Origin of the sequence: uncultured Actinomyces sp., from assembly GCA_900541895.1 — a bacterium.
Lineage (GTDB): Bacteria > Actinomycetota > Actinomycetes > Actinomycetales > Actinomycetaceae > Pauljensenia.
Window position 1 is genome coordinate 1 of record UWSI01000043.1, and the last position, 9943, is coordinate 9943.

Consider the following 9943-nt stretch of genomic DNA (forward strand, 5'->3'; position numbering starts at 1 on the left):
TGTATATCAACTGATATTAAATATCAGTCTTCGTCGCTTTCCTTCGGAATACCGAGGGTCTCGCGAATGTGATCGAAGAGCGACAGCGATGTTGCGATTGCGCAATTGACATGCTGGAGAAGCTGCGCATCGGTTGCACCGTGCTCGTAATCAACATTGACCTCGGTCATGATGCGAAGAGGGCCTGCCTCGCTGGGGGCATAAAATGCCTTCGGCCAGATGCGGTCACGGTGCCAATCTTCGATGACGCTTGCGAGTTCATCTTCGCGTTCAGCGGGGACCTCTTCGGCCATCCGTGCGGTGACCTGCAAGATTTCCTGTTCTTGACCCATGAAGAGGAAGAAGAACGGTGCGCCGTCCCAGCGGCCGCAAACGTCGTTGTCATCATCGCGGCCGTAGTACCAACCCTGGCCGTCGAAGATCTTTTCGATACGTTCCTTAGAGATGGGGCGTACCGAGTCACCCGTTTCAGCGGAATCAAACCAACCCATAGTGACGTCCTTCCTCTCAGAGTCCCAGTGCCTTGGCAAGTTCGTTATAGAACTCTTGGCCAGTTCCCAGCGCGCATGCGATCTGTTGGTTCAGCTGTGCGTCGGTTGCACCGTGTTCCCAGTCGACCGAGTTTTCGCAGAAGATGCGAATCTCGCCCTCGTCATTAATGCGATGGTAGGCCTTCGGCCAGAGCTTTTGGCGGTGCCATTCGCGGATGAAGGCGCGGACCTCTTCAAGGCGCTCGATCGGAATCGAGAGGTGCCACATGGACTGAATGTGGAGAATCTCCTGGTCCTTACCGCGAAGCATGAAGTAGTAGGTGTCATCATCCCAGGTGCCGCCGAGATCGTTATCCGAATCGACGAAGTAGTGCCATCCGCGTTCTTTGAAAAGAGCGATGAGCCTTTCCTGAGAGATCGCCGGAGTCAGCGGAGCGCTCTCTTCCGGTTTTGGCCGTGAAAACAGACCCATGTGTATGTCCTCCTTGGAAGGGAAATTTCACCACAATGGTAAACGAATGTGATCTAAAAGTCAGCTCTGCTGGGTGGCAAACTCGCGCTCATCAATGATGTCCAGAGCCTTTGGGGTAATTGCCTCGAGGTGCTGGTTCGCATGATGAGCACAGAAGTTGAGTGTCCCCGTAGCTAAGGTCACGCGAACCCACGCACGAGCACCGCATTGATCACAGCGATCCTGAGCAGTGAGGATAGGGGGAAGGGTCTGGCGTGAATTCTCAGTAGTTACGGTATTCATAGAATCTATAAGACCATGCCGGTGCTGTATTTCGCCGAGCTTTTTCGTCTTTTCTGCCAATGGCCGAAATTTTCGCTGGAAAGGGTCACAATTTTGTGCATTCGGTGCGTAAATACGCGATAAATTGATTGTCCTTCGTACACTATCGGGGTGAGTGAAACCCAAGCCTCAGACTATTCTGCGCGACACCTCTCAGTCCTTGAAGGTCTGGAAGCCGTCCGCAAGCGCCCCGGTATGTACATTGGTTCGACGGACCACCGTGGTCTCATGCACTGTTTGTGGGAAATTATCGATAATGCCGTTGATGAGGCCCTTGAGGGTTTCTGCGACACAATCGATGTTCGATTGCATCCCGATCACTCGGCTTCGGTTGCTGATAACGGTCGAGGTATTCCCGTCGACGAGGTGCCGGGCATCGGTTTATCCGGCGTTGAGGTTGTCTTCACAAAGCTCCATGCTGGAGGAAAATTCGGTAGCGGTTCATATGCTGCTTCGGGTGGCCTTCACGGTGTTGGCGCTTCTGTTGTCAATGCCCTTTCTGCCCGAATGGATGTCGAGGTCGATCGTGGCGGGAAGACCTGGCAGATGTGTTTCAGGCGTGGTGAACCTGGTGAATTTGATGATTCTCGTCAGCGCACTCCGAATTCTCCATTCACTCCCTTTACCGATGAATCTCGTTTGAAAACTGTCGGGAAAGTTGCCAAAAAGAAGACTGGTACGCGCGTACGTTTCTGGGCAGATTTCCAAATTTTCCCATCCGACGAGGGATTTACTTGGGAAACCTTGCTGGCGCGTGCACGTCAAACTGCTTTCTTGGTGCCCGGTCTAACGATTAATTGCTTTGATGAGCGAGGGGAAGAAGTCGTCCACGAATCATTCCGCTTTGATGGTGGCGTGGTTGACTTCGTCGATTGGCTCTCTAACGACGGTGCTGTTACTGACACCTGGCATATCCAAGGTGAAGGAATATTCACTGAGACTGTTCAAGCGTTGGATCCCGAAAGCGGGCATCTTCGTGCTGTCGAAACCGAGCGTATCTGCGAAGTTGATTGTGCCCTTCGCTGGGGGATTGGCTACGATGCGCAGCTGGAATCCTTCGTTAATATCATTGCGACCCCGAAGGGGGGAACGCATGTTGCAGGCTTCGAACAGGCGGTTTTGAAGGTACTGAGAAGCCAAGTTGATAAAAACGCGCGAAAGCTTAAGGTCGGTGCAAAAGATGGCCGCCCTGAAAAGGACGATGTTCTTGCGGGGATGACAGCGGTTGTAACTGTACGTTTCCCAGAACCTCAGTTTGAAGGCCAAACCAAGGAGATCTTGGGAACACCGCAGATTCGCACGGTTGTTGCGCGTGTTGTGGGGGATTGGCTCGAGACGAAGTTTGCATCGTCCAAGCGGGACGATAAACAACAGACCAGTGCACTTCTTGAGAAGGTTGTCGGCGAGATGAAAGCGCGCGTCTCCGCGCGCATCCACAAAGAAATTTCACGGCGGAAGAATGCACTTGAGACATCTTCGCTCCCCGCGAAACTTGCAGATTGCCGTTCTGAAGACGTTGAACAGACCGAGCTCTTTATCGTCGAGGGTGATTCTGCTCTTGGTACCGCGAAAGCTGCCAGAAATTCCCAATATCAAGCCCTTTTCCCCATTCGAGGAAAGATTTTGAATGTCCAAAAGGCTTCAACTGCGGACATGCTGGCAAATGCGGAATGCGCGAACATTATCCAGGTGATCGGAGCGGGCTCTGGACGAACTTTCGATATTGAACAGGCGCGGTACGGTAAGGTCATCTTGATGACTGATGCTGACGTCGATGGGGCGCACATTCGCACACTGCTTCTCACCTTGTTCTTCCGCTATATGCGACCGATGGTTGAAGCCGGTCGGGTCTATGCTGCGGTACCTCCCTTGCACCGCATTGAGGTAGCGGGTAAAGGACGCAAATCTCGCGAGTTTATCTATACGTATTCAGAAGAGGAACTTCACCGCCAGCTTGCCGCTCTTCGTAAGGCGGGTCGAACGTGGAAAGAACCTATTCAGCGTTACAAGGGCCTCGGCGAAATGGACGCCGATCAGCTAGCTGAGACAACAATGGATCGAGCCCATCGTGCACTTCGTCGGATCACTTTGGCTGATGAAGCTGCCTTGCGTCAGGCGGAAGATGTATTTGAGCTCCTTATGGGACAAGTTGTTGGTCCTCGACGCGACTTTATTGTTGAGGAAGCAGCAGGAATTGATCGCGAGCGTATTGACGCATAAGGTCAGCGATCCGCTCAAGTGGGACTGAAGGCCCGTAATCCCGTAGAATATCTGCATGACTGGACTTGCGGAGCGTTTAAAACCGCCTGCGCTCGTCTCTTATCCAGGTTCTCATCTTGGTCTGCGCTGGCGCTCTCTGATCCCTTCGGATCTTGGGGCTGTTGCTGAGCTGATTCGTCAGGTTGAGAAAGAGGATGACGCGATTTTCAGGACCTCGTCGAAAGAAATCGCTGACCTGGCATTAGGACAGTGCGGTGCTGCACCCCTCGAAGTAATCGTGGGCATTGCCCAGGACCAAGGTATTGTCGCTCTTGGTTCTGTGAAGATTCTGGCCAGCCTAACCGAGGCCGCGGTAGCGATTGTTAACGCGGTGATTCACCCATCATGGCGAGGCCGTGGTGTTGGCCGTTCTTTGCTTCACTGGCAGGACGGGCGTGCACGCCAAATGCTTGTTGAGCATTTTGGCGCGGACTGTGAACTTCCAGCGTCTATTGCAAACTGGGTCGACGGGCATATGACCGATCGTCGTCGTTTGTATATCGCTGCGGGTTTTTATGCGAAGCATATGTTCCAAGTGATGTATCGCGATCTAGAAGGCTCAGAGGGCCGTGGTCCAGTACCCGAAGGGCTACATATTGTGCCTATGAGTGAGGTTTCTTTCTCCAAGCTCCATCATGTGCATTCCGAAGTTTTTGCGGATCACCCTCTTACCGAAGCTCGAGATTTTTGGTGGGAGCGTGCACTCGAAGATTACGAAGATCGCTGGTCTTTTGTTGCCCTGAGTGATGATGATGAAATTGCTGGCTACTGTATGTCCGGTCGTCCCGCAGAAAGCTGGATTGCCCACGGTCGTCTTGAGACTTATATCAACACCATTGGTGTTGCGCCGGCATATCGAGGAAACGGTGTAGCCTCGGCAATGGTCTCCGCTGCGACGCACGCTGCTGCGCAAGACGGGATGAGCCGAATTGGGATTGATGCGGATATTAAGAGCCCAACACATGCGCAAGCCGTATATGAACATCTGGGATTCCTCAACGACCGTACACGTGTCTTTTACAGTATTGATCAGTAGGGCGCACACTCGTTAATGGCTTTATATCAAGTAGATAGGGGAGTCGAGGCATATCCTCCTTTCCCTCAAGAACACCACGGAATCGTCTGGCGCGAGCTGGGCCCTCGTGACCTTCATGCCCTGAGCGCTCTTTTCGCGCGAATGGAGGCAAGAGATAATCCTCCCTATCGTACGGCCTTAGTAGAAGTCGAAGAAATGCTTTCTCCGGCCTCGTCTTGGTGGGGGATTGCGGCTTTTGCGACGAAAGGAATCGCGCAGGGGAGAATGGTCGCTTTCGCTCAGACACGATTGCGCTTTTCCGAGCGTATTGAATGTGTCTGTCAAGGCGGAGTTGACCCCGATTTTCGCAGAATCGGTTTAGGTGGTTCTCTGCTTGAATGGCAAATTGCCGCTGCGCGTTCAATGCTTGAGCTAAATGAAGATACTGGCCAGCGCGCGATCGTGAGTTTTGTCGAAAATTGGCAAGACGAACTTGAGAATGCGCTCAAGGACCGAGGCTTCCATTGGGAACGTACCTATTACGACCTACGCGCAAAACTCGACCCACTTCCGCAAGCGCCCTCACTCGGTTCGTATATCACGATCGAGCAGTGGAGCCCTTCATGGGATGATGAGCTGCTACGCGCGGCAAACCTTATTGCACAACAGCAAGGCCGAGCTGCTCTTACTGAAGAGCAATGGACGATGGGACGTAGTTCTTTCGCTCCCGAATGGTCCTATATCGCGGTGGACCGGCGCTCTGATCGCCCGCGGATTGCCGGTTTTACGCTTGTTTCGAAGTATGAGCAAGACTGGCCTGCGCTGGGGTGGAAAGAAGGGTATATCGACCATATCGGTGTTGGAGACGAGTGGAGGAATACCCCGGTTCTTGATGCCTTGGTAGTAGCGTCGATGCGTGCACAGGCACGAGACGGTATGGATCTTATCGCAACGGGAATTGCTCAAACTGAAGGTTCTGCAACGCTATCGGTTTTTGAATATCTGGGTTTTCGAGTGGTTGGTCAGCAGCGACTTTACGCAATAGATATCCCGGATATCTCTTAAGACTGAATCTTTGAGATATCCGGGATTGCTCAGAACTTCATTGTTAGAGGACCTTTGAGAAGAACTCCTGAGTACGGGGATTTTGTGGATTCACGATGACGTCTTCGGGGCTTCCTTCTTCAACGATCATTCCGCCGTCCATGAAGACGATATGATCAGCCACCTCGCGCGCAAAACCAACCTCATGGGTGACGACAACCATCGTCATTCCTGCCTTTGCGAGATCCTGCATAACGCTCAGGACTTCACCGACGAGTTCGGGATCTAGGGCAGAAGTGGGTTCGTCAAAGAGCATGAGGTCGGGTTTCATCGCCAAGGCGCGAGCAATTGCGACGCGCTGCTGCTGGCCACCAGAAAGCTGCGAAGGGTAGTGGTTGAGGCGGTCTCCCAGACCAACTAATTCCAAGTACTCCTGGGCTTCGCGTGCAACTTCCTCCTTAGGGCGCCCCAAGACCTGGATCGGGCCTTCCATGACATTCTCTATGGCAGTCATGTGCGGGAAGAGGTTGAAACGTTGGAAAACCATGCCGATTTGCGAGCGCTGGCTAGCGATTTGCTTGTCCGTTAGGTCGTAGAGCACCCGCGTTGAGGGGTCTTTTCGGTATCCCAAAAGCTCGCCATCAATGAAGATTTCTCCCGCAGAGATTGTCTCTAGCTGGTTGAGACAACGCAGTAGCGTCGACTTACCTGAGCCTGACGGACCCATGATCACGCAGACCTCGCCGTTGGCGATATCGAGATCTATCCCGCGCAGGACGTGGAGGTCGCCGAAAAACTTATGGACTCCGCGGATTTGAATGAGCGCAGACTGATCTGTCATGGTGTTACCTCAATGAAACTCGTATCTACAGACTGAGCGTCAGGATCAAATCCTTTGCCGAAGTAAGCTTCGATGTGGCTTTGGATCCACATGAGGATACTGGTGACAACCAAATACCAAATTGCAGCTGCAATAAGCAAAGGAATTGGCTGGAATAGTTCTTGTCCCTTTTGGTCCGCAACGTAGGTTAGCTCAAGAGTGTAGGGGATTGCACTGACCAGAGAGGTGGTCTTGAGCATTGAGATCGTCTCGTTGCCAATGGGCGGAACAATCACTCTCATAGCTTGAGGTAAGATAATCCGACGGAAAATCTTCCCACGTGACATTCCCAGTGCCGTTGCCGCTTCCCATTGCCCTTTATCCACCGAGAGCAGTCCTGCGCGGATAATTTCGGCAAGGTAAGCGCCTTCGTTGAGGCCGAGCCCGATAAATGCCATCCAAAATTGTGTGAACCAGTCGCGCGTCTCGAAGGAGAAGCCGAAATCTGTTCCTGGAATTCCCAAGCTAATTGTCTGGTAGAGAGTCGGTAGTAGTGACCAGAAAATCAGCTGCGTATAGATAGGCGTTCCACGGAAGAACCAAATATAGGCAGAAGCTACACCTCGTAAAACGGGATTTATCGACTGTCGCATGATCGCCATGGTGATGGCAAGCACCGTGCCAAGTGCCATGGATAAAACCGTCAAGACGATCGTCATCATCAGGCCGGTGATGATCATTTTTGAAAAGAGCCATTCCCACACCACATCCCACCTAAATTTGGGGTTTGTGACAAGGATGTAGGCCAATCCCAATGCTAAGAGTCCAACGATAAACGCGCTGATCCAACGACCTAGGTGGAAGACAGGTCGGGATTGGATCAACTCCACCCCGTCTTTGGTCTTTTCGGGCATAACGTGAATTCCTTAAAGATACTAGCGAGGAAATATCAGACCTGAGGGTTAATTTCTGCGGTCTTGAGTGCGCCTTGGTTCGATCCGTAGGTTGCGAGGATCTTCTCAACGTATCCGTTGTCCATCAGGTACTGAACAGCTGCTTGAATGGCCTTTGTGAGTTGCTCATTATCCTTAGGAACGATGATTCCCTGCGGTGCAGATTCGACGACGTCTCCGACCTGTTCGAGCGAACCATTAGATTGCTCAATGGTGTAGCCGATAACGGGGGAGTCGGCAAGGGTTGCGTCATACTGACCGCTGGCTACACGCACAGCAATGTCAGTTTGAAGGTCGTGAGGCATGATCTTCACAGCCTTTTCACCCTTAGCGGTGCAGTCATTAGAGAGCTGAGTGATGTAGTCGAATTGGAAGGTGCCATTCTGGACACCAACAGTTGTTCCACACACGTGCGCTGGATCAAAGTTCCTGGGATTGCCCTTTGCAACTGCGAAGGCGGTACCAGTTTCGATAAAGCTGACCATATTGACTTCCTTCTCGCGGTCAGCAGTGATCGTGAAGCCAGAAATACCGATATCAAACTTGGTGCCAAGCGAGGGAATAATTGTCGCGAATTCAGCGTGCTCCGTAGTTGCGCCCTTCAGGCCCATCACATGCGCGATTGCATCTGCCATATTGACGTCATAACCGGTGGGGGTCTTGCCATCCGACTTGAAGAACTCTGCCGGTGCATAGTCGATTGATGCGCCGTTCTTCAGCACTCCCGCTTTCTTGATGGACTCGGGAACCAATGCCTCAATTTCAGGGACAGCTTTGATCGATGAGGTATCGAAACTGAGATCCGCGGCCTGAGAGGTGGATGCTGAAGCATCTGCTGCAGGCTTTTCGTCGGGGTTTGAACAAGCTGCGATACCTGCTGCGCTCAGTACCAGAATGGATGGAATTGCAATAAGTTTTGTGTTCATGATGTCTCTCCTTGAGTTCTGATGAAATAAGCATACATCAAAATGCATATTATGCATAATTTGGTTGTGGGTGAACACGCACACAAAAATTGAGGCCTGTGAACAACGTGGTTCACAGGCCTCAAATGAAAGATCAGCGTCCGCGCAGTGCGCGCCGGTTGGGACGCATGCGGGTTGGATCAATTCCCTTGGGGATTGGTGCAGACGTGCGGTCCAGGGCGCTCAGACGCTGGTTAACCAGGGGAACTTCATCACGAGTAAGCGTCTTTTTGAGTGAGCGAAGTTCACGTTGAAGCTTCGCTAAGCGAACCTGTCCCTCTTCGGTACCAACCTGAATGGTGGTAACGGTGACGTTACGCATGATTCGCTGCGCCTTCTTGCGTTCCTGTTCGAGGAGGGTGCGAACACGGGAACTGGGGCCTTCGGAAATGAGCACAATGCCCGGACGGCCGATAAGACGCCAAACGAGATCTTGTTCGGGATTTGCGGCGATTGGCTGCTGATTGGCAATCCAACCGCTACGGATGCGGCTAATCACCATGTATACCTGGCCGACAGTTCCTTCGACCTGGGCGTATGTTGCCCGTTCGGTAAGAGTCGACAAGATGATCGTCGAGATCAAAACGCCGATGAGCAGGCCTAGGAGGATGAGTGAGAACCAGCTACCGTGGATAAGTGCCGCAGCTAGAACTCCAAGTGCAGTTGCGACGACCGTAACACCGATCATCAGCCATCCGATCCAAGGATAGGTACGGGCGGCAATTCGGTAAGCGTCCATCAGATTGTGATAGAAGCGCCGTTTTTTCTGGGGTGTGCTGTTTTCGCTCATAACGGGTCCATCTTAGCGGTTTTTCGTCTGTCACAGAATGTGAAAGGGGGTGTGGGGACCATTTGATCTCCACACCCCGATTCGTTCCGCTATCTCAGCGAGTCGCAGCGGCCAGAGGGACCTCTGCATCGGGTTCGTGAGTCATGCGGTTACGCAGGTCGCGGCGAACGATTTCGATTGACCACATCCACACAATGTGTCCCAACGCTTCTGAGAAGTGCTCAGCCCAACTTTGTCCGCCTTCAACCCAGGGGAAGGGGGAGGGGACTGTACCCATGAGAGGCATCAGAACGAGGTGGAACCCGATCCAGACAAGCAGACCGAATGCGGCACCTTGCCAGAGCTTAATTCCGGGGAAATATTCCGCGACGATGCAGTAGAAGAGCGCAAAGACAATCGCGAAGGAGAAGTGGATGATAAAAGAATAAATCGGCAGGTTATCGTTTCCGTTGAAAGAAACTGTTGTGTGAACCTGGTCGGGGGTCATCCCGAGCTGCTCGAGGAGCATCTGTGGCGGGTTTGTTGCGTTGCGTTCGGGGGTACGAGGCGGGAAGGGAACTTCCCATCCGAACTTGACGATCGCGGAAAAGAGACCGCCAATTACACCGGCGACTGTGGCTGCGCCAATGCGACGACGTTTGGGATCAGTCTTTTTGAAAAGGTTTTTAAACATCTTCAGGCATTTCTGTCGATACTGCAGAGTATGGATACCGAGAACGTCGTAAGACGATGCAACCTCGCGTATCGGTTGACAGTTTCTCACATTTGAACGTAGATCGCCAGAATGTCGTCGGGTTTGTGACAAGGTGAAAT

Annotated in this window: 11 protein-coding genes; 3 read left to right on the top strand and 8 right to left on the bottom strand. The window is 52.4% G+C overall.

Going from position 1 to position 9943, the window contains the following annotated elements; translation table 11 throughout:
- Window positions 1–23: 23 nt before the first annotated feature.
- The 3 genes from QZR18_RS07915 to QZR18_RS07925 are packed head-to-tail and all read right to left on the bottom strand — an operon-like array spanning window position 24 to window position 1245.
- Window positions 24–491 carry a YbjN domain-containing protein gene (locus QZR18_RS07915; RefSeq protein WP_178704503.1) on the bottom strand — a complete coding sequence of 156 codons (468 nt, stop codon included), beginning with the start codon at window positions 489–491 and terminating at the stop codon, window positions 24–26.
- Window positions 492–507: 16 nt separating this feature from the next.
- Window positions 508–963, bottom strand: coding sequence for a YbjN domain-containing protein (locus QZR18_RS07920; protein WP_009409333.1), 456 nt, complete (start codon window positions 961–963; stop codon window positions 508–510).
- Window positions 964–1023: 60 nt separating this feature from the next.
- The gene (locus QZR18_RS07925; RefSeq protein WP_019126091.1) at window positions 1024–1245 is read right to left on the bottom strand and encodes a hypothetical protein; all 222 of its coding nucleotides are present in this window, start codon (window positions 1243–1245) and stop codon (window positions 1024–1026) included.
- 150 nt (window positions 1246–1395) lie between these two features.
- Here QZR18_RS07925 and QZR18_RS07930 point away from each other — a divergent pair, with 150 nt between their 5' ends.
- The 3 genes from QZR18_RS07930 to QZR18_RS07940 are packed head-to-tail and all read left to right on the top strand — an operon-like array spanning window position 1396 to window position 5623.
- Window positions 1396–3504 carry a type IIA DNA topoisomerase subunit B gene (locus tag QZR18_RS07930; protein WP_178704506.1) on the top strand — a complete coding sequence of 703 codons (2109 nt, stop codon included), beginning with the start codon at window positions 1396–1398 and terminating at the stop codon, window positions 3502–3504.
- 55 nt (window positions 3505–3559) lie between these two features.
- Window positions 3560–4579, top strand: coding sequence for a GNAT family N-acetyltransferase (locus tag QZR18_RS07935; RefSeq protein ID WP_178704509.1), 1020 nt, complete (start codon window positions 3560–3562; stop codon window positions 4577–4579).
- Window positions 4580–4594: 15 nt separating this feature from the next.
- The gene (locus tag QZR18_RS07940) at window positions 4595–5623 is read left to right on the top strand and encodes a GNAT family N-acetyltransferase (protein WP_178704512.1); all 1029 of its coding nucleotides are present in this window, start codon (window positions 4595–4597) and stop codon (window positions 5621–5623) included.
- Between the two features lie 43 nt (window positions 5624–5666).
- Here the strand turns inward: QZR18_RS07940 and QZR18_RS07945 are convergent, their stop codons facing one another.
- From QZR18_RS07945 to QZR18_RS07965, 5 genes are all read right to left on the bottom strand, one after another.
- Complete coding sequence (locus QZR18_RS07945) at window positions 5667–6443, bottom strand: amino acid ABC transporter ATP-binding protein (protein ID WP_178704515.1); 777 nt, start codon at window positions 6441–6443, stop codon at window positions 5667–5669.
- On the bottom strand, window positions 6440–7336 hold the full coding sequence (locus QZR18_RS07950; RefSeq protein WP_178704518.1) for an amino acid ABC transporter permease: 897 nt from the start codon (window positions 7334–7336) through the stop codon (window positions 6440–6442). The genes QZR18_RS07945 and QZR18_RS07950 overlap by 4 nt, the downstream gene beginning before the upstream one ends.
- 35 nt (window positions 7337–7371) lie before the next feature.
- Window positions 7372–8301, bottom strand: coding sequence for an ABC transporter substrate-binding protein (locus QZR18_RS07955; RefSeq protein WP_178704522.1), 930 nt, complete (start codon window positions 8299–8301; stop codon window positions 7372–7374).
- A gap of 133 nt (window positions 8302–8434) precedes the next feature.
- The gene (locus QZR18_RS07960; RefSeq protein ID WP_178704525.1) at window positions 8435–9130 is read right to left on the bottom strand and encodes a DUF4191 domain-containing protein; all 696 of its coding nucleotides are present in this window, start codon (window positions 9128–9130) and stop codon (window positions 8435–8437) included.
- A gap of 94 nt (window positions 9131–9224) precedes the next feature.
- Entirely contained in the window at window positions 9225–9803 is a 579-nt protein-coding gene (locus tag QZR18_RS07965) for a YagU family protein (RefSeq protein ID WP_178704528.1), read from the bottom strand.
- Window positions 9804–9943 lie beyond the last annotated feature (140 nt).